Origin of the sequence: Amycolatopsis ponsaeliensis, from assembly GCF_030182635.1 — a bacterium.
GTDB classification, from domain to species: domain Bacteria; phylum Actinomycetota; class Actinomycetes; order Mycobacteriales; family Pseudonocardiaceae; genus Amycolatopsis; species Amycolatopsis ponsaeliensis.
In genome coordinates, this window is record NZ_JAPZLD010000015.1 from 201,522 (window position 1) to 220,407 (window position 18,886).

Genomic DNA, 18,886 nt, shown 5'->3' on the forward strand with positions numbered 1-18,886 from the left:
TATAGTCTGCCCGCATGACACTTTACGAGTACGAGCACAGCGAGACCTCCACCGCTCCCGCCGACGCGATCTGGCCGCTCTGGGCCGACACCGGCCGCTGGCCCGAGTGGGACGCGGGCGTCCGCTCGGTGGTCGTCGAAGGCCCCTTCGCCGTCGGGACCAGCGGGACCATGACGATGGACGGGATGCCGCCGATCCCGTTCACCCTGACCGAGGTCACCGAGGGCCGGAGCTTCACCGACGAGACCCGGCTGCCGGACGCCCACCTGCGGTTCGAGCACGTCCTGACCGACGTCGAAGGCGGCACGCGCATCACCTACCGCGTCACCATCGACGGACCCGAAGGCTTCGGCGAGCAGGTCACGTCGGACACCCCGGACGCCATGCGCGCACTGGCGCGATTGGCTGAGGCATCCTCGCGAGTATGACCACCCCGGAGTCCCGCCTGCCCGGCCCCGAGCGCAGCCCCGGCTTCCTGCTGTGGCGCGTGACACTGGCCTGGCAGCGGGCGATGCGGGCCGCGCTGGCCCCGCACGACCTCACGCACGTCCAGTTCGTGCTGCTGACGACCACGTGGTGGCTCACCCGCTCGGGTGAGCCCCCGACCCAGCGGCAGCTGGCCGAGCGGGCCGGCACGGACACGATGATGACCAGCCAGGTCGTCCGCAAGCTCGCCGAACGCGGCCTGCTCGCCCGCGCCGACGACCCGGCCGACGCCCGCGCGAAGCGCCTGGAAGTCACCCAAGCCGGCCTGGACCTGGTCGCGAAGGCCCTCAAGGACGTCGAAGCCGCCGACGCGTCGTTCTTCGCAGGCGCCGACGACGGCTTCGTCGATTCACTGGCGAAGCTCAGCCCTTGAGGTCTTCGGCGAGGACGCGCTCGATGTTGCGCTCGGCCAGCGCCGTGATCGTCACGAACGGGTTGACGCCGGTGCTGCCCGGGATGAGCGAGCCGTCGGTGACGTAGAGGTTCCGGTAGCCCTTCACTCGGCCATAGTCGTCGGTCGCCTCGCCGAGCACCAGCCCGCCCAGCGGGTGGTAGGTGAAGCGGTTCTCGAAGGTGCGGGTGTCGCCGAACAGGTCGTAGCGGTAGATCGTCCGGTTCGCCCGGTTGATCTTGTCGAACAGGGCCTTCGCGGCGTCGATCGACGGCTGCCCCTGCGACGCCGTCCAGTGCAGCTTCGCCGAGTCGCTCGCCGCGTCGTAGGTGAAGTGCCCGCGTTCGGGGTTCTTCGTGATCGCCAGGTAGAGGCTGACCCACGTCTCGAGGCCGGCGGGCACCGGCGCGATCTCGGCGAACGCGGGGTGCACCGGGTCGGCCCGGTTGTCGATGCCGAGCGCGGGCATGCCGGACTGCAGGCTGCCGGTGGTGTCCCAGACGTGGTTGGCACGCCCGCACATGACGTTGCCGTTGGTGCCCCAGCCCTGCCCGACCGCCTCGCCCAGCTCGGGGAGCCGCCCGGTGTCGCGGGCGCGCACCAGCAGCTCGGTCGAGCCGACGCTGCCCGCGCCGAGGAACAGGTGCTTCGTGCTCACCTGCCGGGTGCCCAGGACGGTGCCGTGCTCGTCGATCTCGCGGACGACCAATGTGTACGTCCCGTCGGGCTGCCGGAGGATCTCGCGGACCTCGCGCAGCGTCTCGATGGTCACGTGGCCGGTGCCGAGCGCGGCGGCCAGGTAGGACTTGTCGAGCGAGCGCTTCCCGTGGTTGTTGCCGTAGATGACCTCGGACGCGTCCGCCGAGCGCGGGACCTCGCCCGCCTCCTCGCGCCGCAGGTAGTCCAGGTCGTACACGCTGGGGACGAACACCGTGCCGAACCCGGCCTTGCGCGCGGCCTTCCGGGAGACGCGGGCGTACTGGTACGAGCGGCACGTCTCGAACCAGTCCGGGTCGACGACGTTGACCCCCAGGGCCGCGTTCGCCCGCGGGAAGTACTTGCCGTACATCTCGCCGGCGTCGACCCGCGGCAGGATCTCCTCGAAGTACGACCGCTCCGGCGTCACCGCCATCGCGCCGTTGACCAGGGAACCGCCGCCGACGCCGCGGCCGAGGTACACCGCCATGTCGCCGAAGCTCACCCGGTCGAGCACGCCGGCGTGGCGCCCGATGTCGCGGTTGGCCAGGTCGAGCCAGAGGAACGACGCGAGCGGCGCCTCGGTGCGGTCCTTGAACCACATCGCGCGCTCGTCGGGCTTGAGCATCGAGCAGAAGACCTCGCCGTCCGCGCCGGGCTCGGTCCACAGCTTGCCCATCTCGAGCATCAACGTCGGGATCCCGGCCTCGCCGAGCCGCAACGCCGTGACGGCGGCGCCGTAGCCGGTGCCGATGACCACCGCCGGCGAGTACTCCGGGAGCGGTGACGCTGCCGCGGGCCGCGTCGAGACCGTGGTCAGCCCGAGGGCGGCGGCGGAGTTCAGGGCGGCGAGGCCGAGGAACCGGCGGCGGGAAAACACAGACATGGTCCCGAGCATGCCCCAGCCCAGTAAACGGCGTTAACTAATCAGAACGTGTTTCACCCAGTCGAGGGAAATTTCCGGTCTTCCCCTGGGGGCGATCCCGGATGTCCGGGCCGCGCGGGACGAGCAGGCTCACCGCCATGAAACTTCTCGCACTGGGGGCGGCCGCGGTCGCCGTCGCCGCACTGGGGGTCCTGCCCGGATCGGCGTCCGCCGACGAGCTGCCGACGTTCGACTTCACGGACTGCCCGGCACCGCCCGCGAACGCCGACCCGGGCACGTGGCGTTGCGAAGCCTTTGTCTCACAAGGAAAACTGACCATCCACGACCGGGAGATCCCGCTCGGGGAGCTGCGCATCACGTTCAGCGAGGGCCGGGTGAACGGCCAGTACGCGCAGGTGTTCGGCGCCATGCGGCACGCGCCGGCACCGCTGCCGGGCATCCCCGGCGCGACGATCCAGGTGCGCTACGGCGGTCATTCGGACTTCCAGAGCAACGACGAACGCCGCGGCGAGGTCGACCTCTACGCAGTCGTCCAGCACCCGTTGCTGCGCAAGGACTGCAGCATCGGCACCCTCGCCGCCCCGCTGCACACCGTCGTCCACGACGACCCGGCGGTGCCGCCGCGGATCATCTCGAACGACCCGCGGATCGCGTACTTCGGTGTCGTCGACCCGGACCTCGCCCTGCCCGCGACCAGCGGCTGCGGCGCCCTCGGCAAGCTCGTCGACCTCCGGCTGGGCCTGCCGTCGGCGGCCGGCGAGAACACGTTCCAGCAGACGACGTACGTGCAGTACAAGCCGCTCTAACGCTTCTTCGGCGTCACCCAGATCGTGATCGTCCCGGTGACCACGGGCTTGGCACTCGTGTCCGAAATGGTCACCGGGACCTCGAGCTCGAAACCCTCGTCGCCGAACTCCGGCAGCGCGGGCAGCGACGCGACCGCACGCAGGCCCGTTTCGGCCTTCGCGACGTACTGGACGTTCATGCCCTTCGGCAGCCACCGGTGCGTCGCGGGGACCGTCGCCTCCGCGAGCATGCCCATCGCGATCTCGGCGAGGTTGCAGGCGGCGATCGCGTGGAACGTGTGGATGTGGTTGTAGACACCCCACCACTTCGGCGCGGTGACTTCGCAGTGGCCCGGGCGCAGCTCGCGCACCGACGGCAGCACCGTGCGGAAGTACGGCACGCGCAGGCACATCGCCGCGCTGAACAGCTGTTTCCCGCCCGGCTTGCCGGCCAGCTTGTGCCACAGCGCGAACGTCGACGTGTCGGGCATGGAGGTCTCCTCGAGCTAAGCTACTGCTCAGTAGCCAACCAGACGCCCGGCCGCCGCGCAAACCGCCGGATATATTCGCCCGTGTGGCGAACCGTCTCTTCCTCCTCCGGCACGGCCAGACCGAATGGTCGGTGAACGGACGGCACACCGGCCGCACCGACATCCCGCTGACGCCGGCCGGGGAAGGCCAGGCACTGGCCGCCGGCGGCACGCTCCGGAGCCTGGTCGGCGGGCCGTCGCTCGTGCTGTCGAGCCCGCGCACCCGCGCGCTGCGGACCGCCGCGCTGGCCGGGCTGCGCGTCGACGAGGTCACCGAGGACCTCTCCGAGTGGGACTACGGCGAGTACGAAGGCATCACCACACCGCAGATCCGCGAGACCGTGCCGGGCTGGACCGTCTGGACCCACCCGATTCCCGGCGGCGAAAGCGCTTCGGAGGTCTCCGCCCGCGCCGACCGCGTGCTGGCACGCGCCCGCGGTGACATCGAGGCCGGCGACGTGATCCTCGTCGGGCACGGGCACTTCAGCCGCGTGCTGGTGGCCCGCTGGCTCGGGCAGCCCGCGACGTCCGGCGTCCACTTCGGACTGGACGCGGCCGGCATCGCGGTGCTCGGCGACGAGCGCGGCGAACCCCAGATCGAACACCTCAACCTGCTGCCCGCCCTGGAGGACTGACGTGCCCGACGACCGCATCCGCCGGATCCGGCCCGACGACGTCGAGGCCGCCGTCCGGCTCGCCTACGACCTGGCCGAGTACGAACGCGCGCCCGACGAGTGCCACCTGACGGTGCCGCAGCTGCGCGAGGCCCTGTTCGGCGAGGCGCCCAAGCTGTTCGGGCACGTGGCCGAAGTGGACGGCGAGGTCGTCGGCTTCGCGGTCTGGTTCCTGAACTTCTCGACGTGGCGCGGCGTGCACGGGATCTACCTGGAGGACCTGTTCGTCCTGCCCGCCCACCGTGGCTCGGGCCTGGGCAAGGCCCTGCTGGCGGCCCTGGCGGCGGAGTGCGTCGCGAACGGCTACGGCCGGCTCGAGTGGTCGGTCCTGGACTGGAACCCGGCGACGGAGTTCTACAAGGCCCTCGGCGCGGTCCCGATGGACGAGTGGACGGTCAACCGCCTCACCGACGAGCCCCTGCAAGCCCTGGCCGCCCAGGCGTAACTCGCGTGATCAGAGCCGTGACTCGCGTGATCAGAGCCGGATCTCGCGAGTCACGGCTTCAATCACGCGGGATCCGGGCCTGATCACGCGGGATCCGGGTTCAGTCCTCTTCGTGACCTTCGCGCTCGGCGCGGCGGCCGGCCAGGCCGCCTCGCTCGGCGGCTTCCGTCTCCGTCTCGCCTTCGCGCAGGCCCAGCGCCCAGGCCCGCGACGGCCGCCGGAACAACAGGACCAGCGCCCCGATGCCGAACAGCGCGATCGGCACGCCCCACACCGGCTCGCCGGACGGGCCGAGCAGGTACCAGCCGAGGCCGACCACGATCAGCGCGATCACCACGCCGGGCGAGCGCGCCCACGTCTGGCCGGCGACGAGCCCGGCCGACGCGGCCAGGAACGCCAGCGCCACCACGATGAACGTGCCGGACTCGACGTAGATGTTGTTGCCCGGCCGCGCGGGCGAACCCAGGCCGTTCACCAGCACGACCACCCCGAACACCAGCAGGGCGAGCGACGGCACCGCGGTGACCACGCCGGCCAGCCGGACCTCACGGGGAGCGGGCGAGAGCTTCACTGCGGGGCCTTCCGAAGCGACTTGCTTTGCGGGAGCACAGTGGACTCGACCAGGGCGGGTCACCGTGCGTGAGCTGATTCGATCGTATGCCACCCGGTCGGCCGTTTTCGCGGGACCGCCCGGGCGCTGAGAATTCAGGTGTCGTCGATGAGCGGGCGGTCGGCCCGGGTGCACTTGTCACGACGAGCGGACACTCGTCACACGAAGGAGGGCCGCCCGGCACAGGGTCACAGGTGCGGTTCGGAACGTTGCGGCGGCCGGTGCTTCCGGTCACCTTGCGCCGTCGAGAGGTTCTCGGGGCGGTGGGCGTCACCTACCCTGCGGTAGTGCGCGCAATCCTCGTCGTGAACCCCCAGGCCACCTCGACCACCGCCGGTGGCCGGGACGTCCTGGCGCACGCGCTCGCCAGCCAGGTCAAGCTCGACGTGGTCGAAACCGACTACCGCGGGCACGCCATGGCCGTCGCGCGCTCGGCCGCGCGGGACGGGATCGACCTGGTCGTGGCGCACGGCGGCGACGGCACGGTCAACGAGGTCGTCAACGGCCTGCTGGCCGATTCGGACGGCGATCCCACCCAGATCGGGCGAGTGCCGGCCCTGGGCGTCGTGCCCGGCGGCTCGGCCAACGTGTTCGCACGCGCTCTCGGCATCTCCGCGGATCCCGTCGAGGCCACCCACCAGCTGCTCAACGCGCTGGAGAACGACCGCTCCCACCGGGTCGGGCTCGGCCTGGCCGACGGGCACTGGTTCACCTTCAACTCCGGGCTCGGCTGGGACGCCGACGTCGTCGGCCGGGTCGCCAAGCGCCGCGGCAAGCAGACGACCGCCGGCCTCTACATGAGGGCCGCCGTCCGCTCCTACTTCCGGCCGCCGCTGGGCCGGCCGGCCCTGACCATCCGCGTCCCGGGTGAAGAACCCACCGAAGCGCTGACCGCTTTCGTGTCGAACACCGATCCGTGGAGCTACCTGGGCGAGCGTCCGGTCCACCTCAACCCGGGTTGCTCGTTCGAGACGGGATTGGGTCTGTTCGCGTTGAACGGTCTGGGGTTGCCCACGGTGTTCAAGCATGTACGGCGTGCTTTGGCTACGAAGAGCAACCAAAAAGGAAAACGTCTCGTGCGTCACGACGACGTGCCGATGATCCGCATCGACGCAGCTGAACCGGTAAACTTCCAGGTGGACGGCGACCTCGTCGGCCAGCGGACCAGGGTGGAATTCTTCAGTGTCCCGAATGCACTCAGCGTAATCGTGTGACGACGGGACCGCTGATCGCCTGCGGCAAAGTGCAAGCTGCCGTTCGTCGACGCAGAAGCTCCGCTCAGCGCATCAGCCTTCCCTTCGGGCGGCTGTTTCGGAGAGAAACCGCAGGTCAGAGGGGTCGCTCGGCCGGGTGACCTGACTCACCGATCTTCAAGAAACCCTTGTCGAAAGCAGTGCTTCGTGAAAGCATTCACAAGCACCCAAGAAGACGACCGCCATTGACGACTGTGGCGCGGCCCTCCCGCGCCATATGAAGGAGCTCACGAACATGGACTGGCGCCACGACGCGGCCTGCCGAGACGAGGACCCCGAGCTGTTCTTCCCGGTGGGAACCAGCGGTCCTGCTCTGTCGCAGGTAGCTCAGGCGAAGGCCGTGTGCCACCGCTGCACCGTCGCTTCCGACTGCTTGGCCTGGGCTCTGGCCAGCGGTCAGGATGCCGGCGTGTGGGGCGGCATGAGCGAGGACGAGCGACGCGCAGTCAAGCGCCGCCGTACGCACATCGGCACGCGTACCAACGCCTGACTTTCATCACGCTACACCCGAACCAAACAGGTATTTCACCCGGGCTGGCGCAGTTGTGTCCAGACCGTCTGGGGTGATACCTACCCGGTTCAAGTTTAACAACCGAGGCGAAACCACCCGGCGACGGGTGTGCTGAAACCTCACCAGGACTTCAAGTCCTCCCGCGAACGTTGAACGGCCCGGCACACGAGCACCACGTGCCGGGCCTTCAGCGTGTTCCGGTTCCCTGCCGCGATCCGCACCCGATCTCGTCCACCGGGACGGGTATGCCCGGCGGTGATCAAGTCCAAACGCGACGGTCTACAAGCGCCTCGAAAGAGGGATGCGCAGCGCCGCTTCGGTTCCCGTCACCCGGGTGGACGACGTCTCGGCGTGCACCTTCCGCAGCGACAGCGAACCCCGCAGCTCGGACTCGACCAGCGTCCGCACGATCTGCAGGCCCAGGCCGTCCGAACGCTCCAACGAGAACCCCGCCGGCAGCCCGCGCCCGTTGTCGCGGATGACGACGTCCAGCCAGCGGGCCGAGCGTTCGACGATCAGCTCGACCTTGCCCGACCGGCCCGCCGGGAACGCGTGCTCGATGGCGTTCTGCACCAGCTCGGCCAGCACCATCACCAGCGGCGTCGCGATCTCCGCGACCACCACCCCGAACGAGCCCTTCCGCTTCAGCCCGACCTGCGACTCCGCCGTGGCGACCTCGCCGACCATCGGCAGCACGTTGTCGAGCAGCTTGTCGAGGTCGACGCGCTCGTCCACCGAGATGGACAGCGCCTCGTGCACCAGCGCGATCGACGTCACCCGGCGCACCGACTCCGCGAGCGCGAGCCGCGCCTCCTCCGACGACGTCCGCCGGGACTGCAGGCGCAGCAGCGCCGCCACCGTCTGCAGGTTGTTCTTCACCCGGTGGTGGATCTCGCGGATCGTCGCGTCCTTCGAGAGCAGCGCGCGGTCGCGGCGCTTGACCTCGGTGACGTCGCGGACCAGCACCAGGGCACCCGCCGCCTGCCCGGCCGGGCGCAGCGGCAGCGCGCGGAACAGCACCACCGCGCCGCGCCGCGAATCGGCCTCGGTGCGGCTCGACGGCTTCCCGTCGAGAGCCTCGATGATCCGGTGCGACACCTCGGTCGCGTCGAACGGGTCGCGGATCAGCGACCGCGTCAGCGGCGCCAGGCGCGTGCCGACCAGGTCGGACTCGTGCCCCATCCGGTGGTAGGCGGACAGGCCGTTCGGGCTGGCGAACACGACCGTGCCGCTCGAATCGAGCCGGATCAGGCCGTCCCCCACCCGCGGCGACGTGTGCGTGTCGGTGGCGTTGGTACCGCTCGGCGGGAACGTGCCGTCGACGATCATCTGGCACAGGTCGCCGGCGCTGCCCAGGTACGCGATCTCCAGCGGCGAAGGAACGCGCGGGGCGGCCAGGTTCGTCTCGCGGCTCATCACGGCCACGACGTCGTCGTGGAACCGCACCGGGATCGCTTCGCGCCGCATCGGCAGGTCGCGGTACCAGTGCGGGTCCTCCTCGCGGCAGATCCGCGCCTCGCGCATGGCCTTCGCCAGCTGCGGGTGCTCCTCCACGGTGAACCGCGTGCCGACGACGTCCTCGGGGTGCGCGGTGGGCGCCGTCGTCGGCCGCGCGTGCGCGACGCAGACGAAGTCGCCGCCGTCCGGCTGCAGGTCTTCGGTCACCGGGACCCAGAGCAGGAAGTCGGCGAAGGACAGGTCGGCCAGCAGCTGCCACTCCGCGACGACGGTCTGCAGGTGGTCCGCGGCTTCCCCGGGGAGGCCGGTGTTGTCGGCGAGCAGTTCGGCGAGGGTGGACACGGTTACTCGACCGTCCCGAGGACGTCACCCTGCTGGACGCGGTCGCCCTTCGCCACGGCGAGGCTGGTCAGCGTGCCCGCCTTCTCGCTCACCGCGGGCAGCTCCATCTTCATCGACTCCAGGATCAGGACGGTGTCGCCGGCGTTCAACGCGGTGCCCGGCTCCGCGACGACCTGCAGCACGGTGCCGACCATTTCGGCCCTGATTTCGGCCATCGACACCCTCCTCGGCGCTCGCCCGACGACCCCATCCAACCAGAACGGGACGTCATGACACACTTGAGAGGTTGACCAGCTTTGACGACGAGGAGTGAACATGTCGAAGCGCGCCCGCAAGCGTCGCGACCGGAAGAAGAACGGCGCGAACCACGGCAAGAAGCCCAACGCCTGATTCCCGGCGTCGGCATGACGAAGGCCCCCACACCGCGGTGCGGGGGCCTTCGTCGTGCTCGGGCGCTATTCGGAACGCTGCTCGAGGGTGATCTCGGTGCGTTCCACGGTGACGCCGCCACGGGTGGCGACGGTCTGGCGGATCGACGCGCGCAGCCGGCTCTTCAGCTCGGCCGGGGCGTGGTCACCGCCGCACTTGCGGGCCAGTAGCTGCTTGATGTGCTCGTCGATGCCGTACTCCTCGAGGCACGGCGGGCAGTCCTCGATGTGGGCGCGCAACGCGGCGTCCCGCTCGGCACTGCACTCCCGGTCGAGCAGCAGGTAGATGTCGGCGAGCGCCTCTTCGCAGCGGACCTTGTCCGACGCGCCCTCGCACATGTCGTTCATCGCCCCGCCACCTCTTCCTTGGCGCCCCGGACGAAGCCGCGCTCGCGAGCGACGTCGGCGAGCAGGTCGCGCAGCTGGGCGCGCCCGCGGTGCAGGCGGGACATCACGGTGCCGATGGGGGTGTCCATGATCTCGGCGATCTCCTTGTACGCGAAGCCCTCGACGTCGGCCAGGTAGACGGCCAGCCGGAACTCCTCGGGCAGCTTCTGCAGGGCGGCCTTGACGTCGGTGTCGGGCAGGTTGTCCATCGCCTCGACCTCGGCGGAACGCAGACCGCTGGAGGTGTGACTCTCCGCCTTGGCGATCTGCCAGTCGGTGATCTCCTCGGTGGGCTGCTGCACCGGCTGCCGCTGCCGCTTGCGGTAGCCGTTGATGTAGGTGTTGGTCAGGATGCGGTACATCCAGGCCTTCAGGTTCGTCCCGGCCTTGAACGACGCGAAGGCGGCGTACGCCTTCAGGTAGGTCTCCTGGACCAGGTCCTCGGCGTCGGCGGGGTTGCGGGTCATCCGCATCGCGGCCGAGTACAGCTGGTCGAGCAGCGGCATAGCGTCCCGTTCGAAGCGCTCGGCGCGCTCGGCCTCGGTCGCTTCTTCCGGCGCTGAGTTCTGCGTGCTCGGCAAACCGTTCCCTTCCCGCTCGGCGTCGATGCGCGTGCGCGCATACGGCGACGTCGAGTTTACGCGGGGGCCGGGCACACCGCGGCTCGCCGGTGCCTGAGGGCGGCGGCGGCTGCGAGAGCGTGTGGTGGCGAGGGTTGTGGTCACGTCCCGTACAACCGATCGGGCGGTGCGGGCATTCCCTAGACTCCGGCCCATGGCTGGCAAGGGCACCCCGGCGACGGCGTTGTTGGTGAAGAAGAAAGTGCCGCACACGCTGCACGCGTACGACCACGACCCGCGCGCGGAGTCGTACGGGCTGGAGGCGGTGGAGGCGCTGGGCCTGGAGCGCGCCCGGGTGTTCAAGACGCTGGTGGCCGAGGTGGACGGCCGCCTCGTCGTGGGAGTGGTTCCGGTCACGGGGCAGCTCGATTTGAAGGCTTTGGCGGCCGCGGCGGGCGGGAAGAAGGCCAAGATGGCCGACCCGGCGGCGGCTCAGCGGGCTACGGGGTATGTGCTCGGTGGGATTTCGCCGCTGGGGCACCGCAGCCGGCTACCGGTGGTGATCGACGCCTCGGCTCCGACGTTCGAGACGGTGTTCTGCTCGGCGGGGCGACGGGGGCTGGAGGTGGAGGTGGCGCCGGGTGAGCTGGTCCGGTTGACCTCCGCGATGGTGGCGCCGATCGCGGCCTGACCTGCACGTTTATGGTCCAGAGACCAGCCGGGCAGCCCCCACCCGTCCCGGGGGGCGTCCCTTGTCCAGCGTATCGGCACCCTGGGCCTGAAAACCTCGGTCACGCAAATCTGTGGATAGCCGAGTCCGATGTGGATAACTGCCGGTCTCGACTCGAGGCGCGGTACTCGGCCGCCGAGCCGAAGGCCGCGATCGTGCCGTAGTGCGAGATCGCCTTCGTGCCCAGCCGGCGCGCTCTGGGGACCACCGTCCAGATCGCCAGCAGGACGCTGGCCGCGGCGAGCGTGATCGCGGCCGACAACGCCACCACCGCCGGCACGCCCGGCGCGGGTGAACCGCGCAGCCGGGTCGCCGCCACCGCCAGGACCGCTCCGCCCACGGCGAAGGTCGCTCCGGCCTTCGTATCGGCGGTCCGGATCCACTCGCTCACGATCTGCAGAGTGCGCCACAGGTCGGCGTGCACCTCGTCGTCGCCCACGTTCGGAAGTGACGGACGGCCGGGCTCAGTCCAGCAGCGCACGCAGCCAGACGTCGTGGCGCTGCTCCAGGTAGCCGGCGCGGTGCCGCCAGTGCGTGCCGTGGCCTTCGCGCCAAAGCCGCGTCCACGGCTCCTTGCCCACCGCGGCCTGCGCGGCCAGGAAGTCGTGCATCGCTCGAGCACGCGGGCCCAGCAGGCTCACCAGCTCACGGCGTTCAGCCTCGGCCAGGTCGTAGGCGTCGGCGAGCAAGCGCATCCGCCGGGCCGCCTCGGCCGGCGCCACCCCGCCGGTCAGCAGGGCGAAGTCGTTCGCCGTGTACGCGAGGTCCCACAGCCGGGTGCCCGGCGCCGCGGTGTCCCAGTCGATGAACGCCCAGCGCGGGCCGTCCACCACCAGGTTCCACGGCGCGAGGTCGTGGTGGGCGATGATCTCGGCTCCGTCCGCCGGGATGAGCACCTGCCACGACGCACCGGGCGGCGGGACAAAGCCGGCGACCGCGTCGTGGAAGTCGCGGACCAGGCGGCCTACCGCGACCACCGCCGCGTCCGGTTCCAGGAGGTCGATCCGGTCGGGCCACGGCACCTCGCCCGGGATGAACTCGAGCACCTCGCGGCCGCGCGAGTCCAGGCCCAGCGGCCGGGGCGCGCCGAGGAAGCCCACCGAGCGCAGGTGCTCGAGCAGGGCGTGCACCGACGGCGTCCACGGCCCAGCCGGCCGCCGCACGGTGTCCCCCACCCTCACGACGCCGGCGCTCACGTTGCCGCCGGTCAGGGGGATCTCCTCCACGAACGAGAGACCTCAGGCCAGCGGGCGGAGCACCCGCGACAGCCACTCCGTCGCCGCCCGCGAGACCGTCTCCAGGTCCTTGCCCAGGTTGTGGTCGCCGTCGACCAGGACGAGCTCCTGGTGCGCCCCCACCTTCGGCCGCCCGAACGGGTCGCGCTCCCCCTGGATCACCAAGGTCGGCACCTCGACCGCGTCGAACTCCGGCTGGCGGGTCTTCTCCGGCCGGCCCGGCGGGTGCTCCGGGAACGCCAGGCACAGCACCGCCACCGCCTGCCCGGCCGTCGCCGTCCGGCAGGCCACCCGGGCTCCGGACGACCGGCCGCCGAACACGAACGGCAGGCCATCGAAGCGCTCCGACAGCTCGTCCGCGATCGTCAGCCAGGCCGCGTCCAGCTGGTTGGCCGGGGCCGGCGCGCGGCGGCCGGCCACCTTGTACGGCTGCTCGACCAGCGCCACGTGCACGCCGGCCGCCTGGGCCGCGCGCGTCACCGCCACCAGGTCCTTCGCCCCGAGGCCGCCGCCCGCGCCGTGGCCCAGCATGAGGACCGCCGTGCCCTCCTCGGCGCAGTGGAGGTAGACCCGGGCCAGGCCGTGCGCGGTGTCGATCTTGAGCGCGGTCATGACTTCGGCTTGTCGAACAGCGCGCCGTCGTCCTCGAGCTCCTGCTGCGGGTCGACGCGCTCCAGCAGCTCGGGCCCGTTGTTGCGGACGTTGTTGACCAGGGTCGAGATCGGCCGCAGCTCCAGCGACGCCACGATGTCCTCCGGTGTCGGCACCAGCAGGTCCTTGACGTCCTCGCGGTCCGGGTCGAGCCAGCCGTCCCAATGGGACTCGGGCACGATCAGCGGCATCCGGTGGTGGACGTCGGTGAGCTGGCCGGCGGCGTCGGTCGTGATGATCGAGAACGTGATCAGCGGCGCCGCGTCCTTGTCGTCCTTCGGGTGCCAGCTCTCCCAGATCCCGCCGAACGCGATCGAGGAGCCGTCCGGCTCCGTCATGTAGAACGGCTCCTTCTCCTTGCCGGTGCGGCGCCACTCGAACCAGCCGTCGGCGGGCACCAGGCAGCGGCGCGACACCAGCGCGCGGCGGAAGGCGGGCTTCTCCGCGGCCGTCTCGGCACGCGTGTTGATCATCCGCGAGCCGACGGACGGGTCCTTGGCCCAGAACGGCACCAGGCCCCACTTCATCATCCGCAGCGAACGCTCGGCGGGCTCGTCTTCGAGGACCTGGCCGTCTTCGTCACGCGGGTGCCGCTGCACGACGGTGACCACGTTCTTCGTCGGCGCGACGTTGTGGTCGGCGCGCGCGTGCCCCTCGGTGAGGTCGATGGCCTCGAACTCCTCGATCAGCTTCGCCGGGTCCTTCGTCGCGGCGTAGCGGCCGCACATGACCAACCTCCTCGCGTACCGGAACAGCCGGGACGCCATCGTTACACGCAGGCCAGGGCCGTGGCGAGCGACGTGGGATCATTCGGGTGGGCACCGGTGCACGAGAGGACGAGGGTTTGGCGCGCAACGACTGGAGCAAGCTGGACGAGTCCGACGTCCGCGTGCGTCCGGGCAAGGGCACCAGGCCCCGCAGCAAGCGCCGTCCCGAGCACGCCGACGCCGTCAACGCCATGGTCATCGGCAAGGACCGCGGGCGCTGGACCTGCGCAATCGACGCCGATCCCGGCCGGGTGATCACCACGATGCGGGCCCGCGAAATGGGCCGGACGCCGGTGGTGGTCGGCGACCGGGTCGGCGTGGTCGGCGACGTCTCCGGCAAGCCGGACACCCTCGCGCGCATCATCCGTGTCGACGAGCGCAGCAGCTCGCTGCTGCGCACGGCCGACGACACCGACCCGTACGAGCGGCTCGTCGTCGCGAACGCCGAGCGCCTGCTGATCGTCACCGCGCTCGCCGACCCGCCGCCACGCACCGGCTTCATCGACCGCTGCATCGTCGCCTGCTACGCGGGCGGCGTCGAGCCCGTGCTGTGCCTGACGAAGGCCGACCTGGCCAGCCCGGACGAGCTGCTCGCGGGCTACGCGGGCCTCGACATTCCGGCGATCGTCAGCCGCTTCGACGAAACCCCCGAAGGCCTCGCCGGGATGCTGAAGGACCGGGTAACGGCCTTGGTCGGCCACTCCGGTGTCGGCAAGTCGACATTGGTCAACCGCCTGGTCCCGGACGCCGACCTGGCCGTCGGCGTGGTGAGCGGGGTCGGGAAGGGGCGGCACACGTCCGTCGCCGCGGTGGCGCTGCCGCTGCCGGACGGCGGCTGGGTGATCGACACACCGGGCGTCCGGTCGTTCGGGCTGGCCCACGTCACCGCGGACGACATCGTCGACGCCTTCGAGGAGTTCGCCGCGGCCGCCGAGGAGTGCCCGTCGGGCTGCGGGCACCTCGGGCCGCCCGAGGACCCGGGCTGCGCGCTCGACGACGTCGTCACCGAGGGCCAGGCGGGCGCCGAGCGGCTGGCGTCGCTGCGCCGGCTGCTGGCCTCCCGCGGCGGCCACGAAGTGGCCCGCGTCACAGACGCCTGAGACAACCGGGAACCAGATCCGGATCGTCACCGTCCCAGTGGTAACTATTCGTCCGATCGGGCGATATTCCGAGCGGAAGATCCGACTCTGAGGGGAATTCGATGCGCAAGACCACCCTGGTCGCCGCGGGCGCCGCGCTGGTGCTCACGCTGACCGCGTGCAGCACCTCCGGCACCGCCGAGCCGGCCGGCGCGGGCAACCAGACCCAGGCCAACGGCGGCGGGCTCCTCGCTTCGCCGTTCACCGACGCGATCCAGCTGGCGTCGGCGTCCAAGCAGGGCACCGAGAAGTCCAAGTCGGCGAAGTTCACCATGGAGGGCTCCGCCGCCGGCCAGACGGTCAGCGCGACCGGCGCGATGGCCTTCGACGGCGCGAACACCAGGTTCTCGATGACCAGCACCGCGGCCGGCGAGACCACCGAGATGCGCATGGTCGACAAGGTCATGTACATCAAGCTGCCCGCCGAAGAGCAGAAGCAGATGGGCACCGACAAGTCGTGGGCCAAGATCTCGGCCGACGGCACCGACCCGGTCTCGCAGGCGCTGGGCGCCTCGCTGTCGCAGTCGGCGGAGCAGAGCGACCCGAGCAAGATGCTCGACCAGATCTCGAAGGCGGGCCGGATCGTCTCGTCCGACCAGACCGAGCTGAACGGCGAGCAGGTCAACCACTACAAGGTCGAGCTGGACATCGCGAAGGCCATCGACCAGTTCACCGGTTCGGTCCCGGCGGCGGCGCGCGACAAGCTCACCGACATGCTCAAGGGCAAGGACATCAAGATCCCGGCCGAGCTGTGGCTGAACAAGGACAACCTGCCGGTCCAGGTCACCATGGACCAGGGCCCGATGATGCAGGCGCTGGGCGCGCCCGCGGGCGACGCGAAGTTCACGATGAAGTACAGCGACTGGGGCACCCAGGTCGACGTCTCGGCCCCGCCGGCCGACCAGGTCGTCGACCTCGGCGAGCTGATGAAGAAGGCCGGTCGCTGAGACTCTGAGTAGCAACGGCTCCCCCGAACGTGTTCGGGGGAGCCGTTGTGTTTTTGTTGGCACCATGCGCAAAGCCGCCGTCGTGCTGCTGCTCGTCCTGCTCACCGGCTGCACCGGCGCGCCGGCCCCACCCGCGTTCACCGACGCGCGGGCGCTGGCCGACGCCGCCACGGCGGCCACGACGGCAGGCGGCTCGGCGAAGTTCAGCACCGACGTCGCGGTGGGCCAGGTCCGTTCGAAGGGCCAGGGCCAGGCGCGGTTCGGCCCGGGCGGGACGTCCCAGGTGATGACGACCGACTTCATCGGCGAGCCGATGGAGCTGCGGCTGGTGGCCGGGAAGCTGTACGCGAAGGTCCCGGAGGGATCGCGCGACGAGGTCGGGGCGGGCAAGCCGTGGGTGGCGGTCGCGGCGGACGGGACCGACCCGTTTTCCCAGGTCCTCGGCGGCAGCCTCGCCCAGCTCGCGGCCCAGAACGACCCGGCGCACACGCTGGGCGAGATCCGGACGGCCGGCTCGATCGTCTCGGCCGAGCGCGGGCAGCTGGACGGCGTGGCCGCGGAGCACTACCGGGTGGAGCTGGACCTGTCCCGGCTGGGCGCGGACCTGCCCGCGGGTTTGCCCGCGGGCTCGGCCGGCCGGTTCCCCGTGGAGCTCTGGCTCGACGACGCGCACCGGCCGGTGCAGGTCGTGCTGGATCTGTCGCCGATCCTGCAGGGCGGCGAGGCGCGGATCACGACCCGGTACCGCGAGTGGGGCGCACCGGTGGACGTGCAGCCGCCGCCCGCAGGCGAAGTGGGCTAGTCACGTTTTCCCGCGCTCGCTCGTCCGGTTCTCAGTCGAAAGGAGACGGACGTGCGGGTGATGGTGATCGGGGCGACGGGCGTGCTGGGGGTGCCGGCGGTGGCCCGGCTGCTGGCGGCGGGACACGAGGTGAGCGGGCTGTCCCGCGACGCCTCGCGGGCGCCGGCCATCGAGGCGACGGGTGCCAAGCCGGTGCCGGGAGACTTGTTCTCGGCGTCATCGCTGGTGACGGCCTTGCGCGGACACGACGCGGTGCTGAACCTGGCGACGCGCATTCCCCGGAAGGTGACGAGCAAGTCCGCTTGGGCGGCGAACGACCGGGTCCGGCTGGCGGGGAGCGCCGCGCTGGCCGCGGCCGTCCGGGAGGTCGAGGAGCTGCGGATCGTGGTCCAGGAGGGGATTTCGTTCGTGTACGCGGACGGCGGAGATCGCGTGTTGGCCGAGGACGCACCTTTGCGGCCGCGCGGGGTGACGGCGTCGTCCGTGGTGGCGCACGAGAATGTGGCGGCGCTGACGGACCGCACGGTGGTGCGGCTGCGGATCGGGACGTTGGTGGGTTCGGACACGCTGACGGCGGCGTTGCTGGCGTCAGCCCGGCGTGGAGCGCCGTTGATCATGGGATCCCGGACGGATTGGACAACGGCGATCCACCCATCCGACGCGGGGGCGGCGGCGGTGGCGGCGTTGGATGCGCCTTCGGGGGTTTACAACGTGGGGGCGCCGGCGGTGCGGAAGGGTGAGTTAGGGGAGGCGATGGCTGCGGCTGCGGGGGTTCGGAAGGCGCGGGCGGTGCCTAAGTGGGTGCTCTCGCGGGTGGCTATGGCGGAGCCGATGGCGCGGTCGCAGCGGGTGGATTCGGGGAAGTTGATGGCGGTGACCGGGTGGCGGTGTGAACGGCCGGTGCCGGGACCGGACTGGTTCACCGCGGGCTGAGCTGTTGGGGCGCCGAGGGCCTCGCTGGGCAGCCCGTCCCTGGCGGGGGCCGGCGCGACGGGCGGCGTGCGGTGCTCGCGCCGACCGAGGCCCGCCCGGGCGAGGGCAGTCTGCGTGAACGCGACTCCGCCTGGCCCTGTCCCGGCGAAGCTTCAGCGGAGCTCTCGAGGTCCTTCGCAGCCCGGCGATTTCGTCGGCCGGACCGCGCAGCTCGCAGGCACCGGGCCGTCGTGAGGATCGCAGGGTCACCACCGCTCGGCGGGCGGCAGCTCTGGTTAGGTTGCGAACGAAGCTCATCGAAGACATTCGAGCCCAGGGCGAGCACTGGGGGCCAAGGCCCTCACCGGACAGCCCCCGCCCATCGGCGGTTTCTGGGGGTGGTTGCAACACCTGAGTTTTCAGGAGTTGCCTCTTGTCCAGCCGGGATCGAGACCGGGCTTTGAGCCGGGCCGTGTGTAGTCCTGACCGGCGTGGCCGAGCGTTAACCGCCGAGCGGGTGACCTACTTTGCCCTGGTGGAAGCAGGAACAGGCAGCAGAGAAGCGGCCCGGCAGGTCGGGGTCAACTACCGGACCGCGAAACGCTGGCGCGCCGAGGCAGCCCGGGCTACGGCGACTCCGCCGGCGCCGGTGGTGTCGTCACGGTTTCTGAGCCTGGACGAGCGGGTCCGGCTCGCCGACCGGGTCCGCCAGCCCGGGATCTCGCTGCGGGCCATCGCGGCCGAACTGGGCCGGCCGGTCTGCACGATCAGCCGGGAACTGGGCCGCAACCAGCAACCCGATGGCACCTATCAGCCCCATGCCGCGCACGAACTGGCCACCGCCCGGCGCGCCCGGTCGAAGGCCGGGAAACTGGTCACGGACCCGGCGTTGCGGGCCATCGTCCAGGATGGGCTGGATGCGCGGTGGAGCCCGCAACAGATCACCTACCGGCTCCGCCGCGATCACCCCGACCGGCCGGAGTGGCATGTGTGCTGCGAAACGATCTACCAAGCCCTGTATGTGCAGGCCCGAGGCGGTTTGCGGCGCGAGGTCGCCGGGTGGCTGCGGTCCGGCCGCATCCAGCGGCGGCCTCACGTGCGCCCGGACCAGCGGCGGCCGCGGATGGCCACCGACATGGTGATGATCAGCGACCGGCCCGCCGAGGTCGCGGATCGGGCAGTGCCCGGGCACTGGGAAGGCGACCTGATCATGGGAGCGTTCAACCGCACGGCGATCGGCACCCTCGTTGAACGCACCACC

25 protein-coding genes are annotated in these 18,886 nt (G+C 70.9%); 14 read left to right on the top strand and 11 right to left on the bottom strand.

The window, feature by feature from the left end:
- The first annotated feature begins 14 nt into the window (after positions 1-14).
- Positions 15-428 (top strand): SRPBCC family protein, encoded by a 414-nt coding sequence (locus tag QQ657_RS23480; protein WP_284744370.1) that lies wholly within the window; start codon positions 15-17, stop codon positions 426-428.
- Positions 425-859 (top strand): MarR family winged helix-turn-helix transcriptional regulator, encoded by a 435-nt coding sequence (locus QQ657_RS23485; protein WP_284744371.1) that lies wholly within the window; start codon positions 425-427, stop codon positions 857-859. Before QQ657_RS23480 ends, QQ657_RS23485 begins: the two co-directional genes overlap by 4 nt.
- Here QQ657_RS23485 and QQ657_RS23490 read toward each other — a convergent pair.
- Positions 849-2,459 (bottom strand): GMC oxidoreductase, encoded by a 1,611-nt coding sequence (locus QQ657_RS23490; protein WP_284744372.1) that lies wholly within the window; start codon positions 2,457-2,459, stop codon positions 849-851. The genes QQ657_RS23485 and QQ657_RS23490 overlap by 11 nt on opposite strands.
- A 137-nt stretch (positions 2,460-2,596) precedes the next feature.
- Here QQ657_RS23490 and QQ657_RS23495 point away from each other — a divergent pair, with 137 nt between their 5' ends.
- The gene (locus QQ657_RS23495) at positions 2,597-3,265 is read left to right on the top strand and encodes a hypothetical protein (RefSeq protein ID WP_284744373.1); all 669 of its coding nucleotides are present in this window, start codon (positions 2,597-2,599) and stop codon (positions 3,263-3,265) included.
- Here QQ657_RS23495 and QQ657_RS23500 read toward each other — a convergent pair.
- The gene (locus QQ657_RS23500) at positions 3,262-3,735 is read right to left on the bottom strand and encodes a hotdog fold domain-containing protein (protein ID WP_284744374.1); all 474 of its coding nucleotides are present in this window, start codon (positions 3,733-3,735) and stop codon (positions 3,262-3,264) included. The genes QQ657_RS23495 and QQ657_RS23500 overlap by 4 nt on opposite strands.
- 83 nt (positions 3,736-3,818) lie before the next feature.
- Here QQ657_RS23500 and QQ657_RS23505 point away from each other — a divergent pair, with 83 nt between their 5' ends.
- Together QQ657_RS23505 and QQ657_RS23510 are read left to right on the top strand one after the other, a co-directional pair.
- Positions 3,819-4,409 carry an acid phosphatase gene (locus QQ657_RS23505; protein WP_284744375.1) on the top strand — a complete coding sequence of 197 codons (591 nt, stop codon included), beginning with the start codon at positions 3,819-3,821 and terminating at the stop codon, positions 4,407-4,409.
- 1 nt (position 4,410) lies between these two features.
- Entirely contained in the window at positions 4,411-4,893 is a 483-nt protein-coding gene (locus tag QQ657_RS23510; RefSeq protein ID WP_284744376.1) for a GNAT family N-acetyltransferase, read from the top strand.
- 100 nt (positions 4,894-4,993) lie between these two features.
- Here the strand turns inward: QQ657_RS23510 and QQ657_RS23515 are convergent, their stop codons facing one another.
- Entirely contained in the window at positions 4,994-5,464 is a 471-nt protein-coding gene (locus QQ657_RS23515; RefSeq protein WP_284744377.1) for a hypothetical protein, read from the bottom strand.
- A 326-nt stretch (positions 5,465-5,790) separates the two neighbouring features.
- Between QQ657_RS23515 and QQ657_RS23520 the strand changes: the two genes are divergently transcribed.
- Together QQ657_RS23520 and QQ657_RS23525 are read left to right on the top strand one after the other, a co-directional pair.
- A complete protein-coding gene (locus tag QQ657_RS23520; RefSeq protein ID WP_284744378.1) occupies positions 5,791-6,717 on the top strand; it encodes a diacylglycerol/lipid kinase family protein in 927 nt (308 codons plus the stop codon).
- 274 nt (positions 6,718-6,991) lie between these two features.
- A complete protein-coding gene (locus QQ657_RS23525; RefSeq protein WP_284744379.1) occupies positions 6,992-7,246 on the top strand; it encodes a WhiB family transcriptional regulator in 255 nt (84 codons plus the stop codon).
- A gap of 300 nt (positions 7,247-7,546) precedes the next feature.
- Here the strand turns inward: QQ657_RS23525 and QQ657_RS23530 are convergent, their stop codons facing one another.
- Positions 7,547-9,067: a sensor histidine kinase gene (locus QQ657_RS23530; protein ID WP_284744380.1), complete on the bottom strand. Its 1,521-nt coding sequence runs from the start codon at positions 9,065-9,067 to the stop codon at positions 7,547-7,549.
- A gap of 2 nt (positions 9,068-9,069) precedes the next feature.
- Positions 9,070-9,282, bottom strand: a complete 213-nt coding sequence (locus tag QQ657_RS23535) for a biotin/lipoyl-binding carrier protein (RefSeq protein ID WP_284744381.1) — start codon at positions 9,280-9,282, stop codon at positions 9,070-9,072.
- Between the two features lie 100 nt (positions 9,283-9,382).
- Between QQ657_RS23535 and QQ657_RS56980 the strand changes: the two genes are divergently transcribed.
- Positions 9,383-9,457: a 50S ribosomal protein bL37 gene (locus QQ657_RS56980; RefSeq protein ID WP_098515123.1), complete on the top strand. Its 75-nt coding sequence runs from the start codon at positions 9,383-9,385 to the stop codon at positions 9,455-9,457.
- A 65-nt stretch (positions 9,458-9,522) separates the two neighbouring features.
- On the opposite strand, the gene rsrA is transcribed toward QQ657_RS56980, so the two are convergent.
- Both rsrA and QQ657_RS23545 read right to left on the bottom strand, forming a co-directional pair.
- On the bottom strand, positions 9,523-9,843 hold the full coding sequence (rsrA, locus tag QQ657_RS23540) for a mycothiol system anti-sigma-R factor (protein WP_284744382.1): 321 nt from the start codon (positions 9,841-9,843) through the stop codon (positions 9,523-9,525).
- The gene (locus QQ657_RS23545) at positions 9,840-10,463 is read right to left on the bottom strand and encodes a sigma-70 family RNA polymerase sigma factor (protein WP_350310699.1); all 624 of its coding nucleotides are present in this window, start codon (positions 10,461-10,463) and stop codon (positions 9,840-9,842) included. Before QQ657_RS23545 ends, rsrA begins: the two co-directional genes overlap by 4 nt.
- A gap of 193 nt (positions 10,464-10,656) precedes the next feature.
- On the opposite strand from QQ657_RS23545, the gene ybaK reads away from it, so the two are divergent.
- On the top strand, positions 10,657-11,133 hold the full coding sequence (gene ybaK / locus QQ657_RS23550; RefSeq protein ID WP_284744384.1) for a Cys-tRNA(Pro) deacylase: 477 nt from the start codon (positions 10,657-10,659) through the stop codon (positions 11,131-11,133).
- Between the two features lie 100 nt (positions 11,134-11,233).
- Here the strand turns inward: ybaK and QQ657_RS23555 are convergent, their stop codons facing one another.
- From QQ657_RS23555 to QQ657_RS23570, 4 genes are read right to left on the bottom strand one after another with little or no spacing between them, the layout of a single operon-like run.
- A complete protein-coding gene (locus tag QQ657_RS23555) occupies positions 11,234-11,611 on the bottom strand; it encodes a Pycsar system effector family protein (RefSeq protein ID WP_284744385.1) in 378 nt (125 codons plus the stop codon).
- 25 nt (positions 11,612-11,636) lie between these two features.
- Positions 11,637-12,398 carry a phosphotransferase enzyme family protein gene (locus QQ657_RS23560; protein ID WP_284744386.1) on the bottom strand — a complete coding sequence of 254 codons (762 nt, stop codon included), beginning with the start codon at positions 12,396-12,398 and terminating at the stop codon, positions 11,637-11,639.
- 12 nt (positions 12,399-12,410) lie between these two features.
- On the bottom strand, positions 12,411-13,019 hold the full coding sequence (locus QQ657_RS23565; RefSeq protein WP_284744387.1) for an alpha/beta hydrolase family protein: 609 nt from the start codon (positions 13,017-13,019) through the stop codon (positions 12,411-12,413).
- Positions 13,016-13,786 carry an SOS response-associated peptidase gene (locus QQ657_RS23570; protein WP_284744388.1) on the bottom strand — a complete coding sequence of 257 codons (771 nt, stop codon included), beginning with the start codon at positions 13,784-13,786 and terminating at the stop codon, positions 13,016-13,018. Before QQ657_RS23570 ends, QQ657_RS23565 begins: the two co-directional genes overlap by 4 nt.
- A gap of 116 nt (positions 13,787-13,902) precedes the next feature.
- Between QQ657_RS23570 and rsgA the strand changes: the two genes are divergently transcribed.
- The 5 genes from rsgA to QQ657_RS23595 form a co-directional block, all read left to right on the top strand.
- The gene (gene rsgA / locus QQ657_RS23575) at positions 13,903-14,925 is read left to right on the top strand and encodes a ribosome small subunit-dependent GTPase A (RefSeq protein WP_284744389.1); all 1,023 of its coding nucleotides are present in this window, start codon (positions 13,903-13,905) and stop codon (positions 14,923-14,925) included.
- Positions 14,926-15,026: 101 nt separating this feature from the next.
- Positions 15,027-15,911, top strand: coding sequence for an SCO4651 family lipoprotein (locus tag QQ657_RS23580; protein ID WP_284744390.1), 885 nt, complete (start codon positions 15,027-15,029; stop codon positions 15,909-15,911).
- Positions 15,912-15,975: 64 nt separating this feature from the next.
- Positions 15,976-16,713, top strand: coding sequence for an SCO4651 family lipoprotein (locus tag QQ657_RS23585; protein ID WP_284744391.1), 738 nt, complete (start codon positions 15,976-15,978; stop codon positions 16,711-16,713).
- A 60-nt stretch (positions 16,714-16,773) separates the two neighbouring features.
- A complete protein-coding gene (locus QQ657_RS23590) occupies positions 16,774-17,646 on the top strand; it encodes an NAD-dependent epimerase/dehydratase family protein (protein WP_284744400.1) in 873 nt (290 codons plus the stop codon).
- A gap of 514 nt (positions 17,647-18,160) precedes the next feature.
- Positions 18,161-18,886, top strand: a 726-nt coding sequence (locus QQ657_RS23595; protein WP_284744392.1) for an IS30 family transposase, incomplete at its 3' end; no start/stop codon positions are given.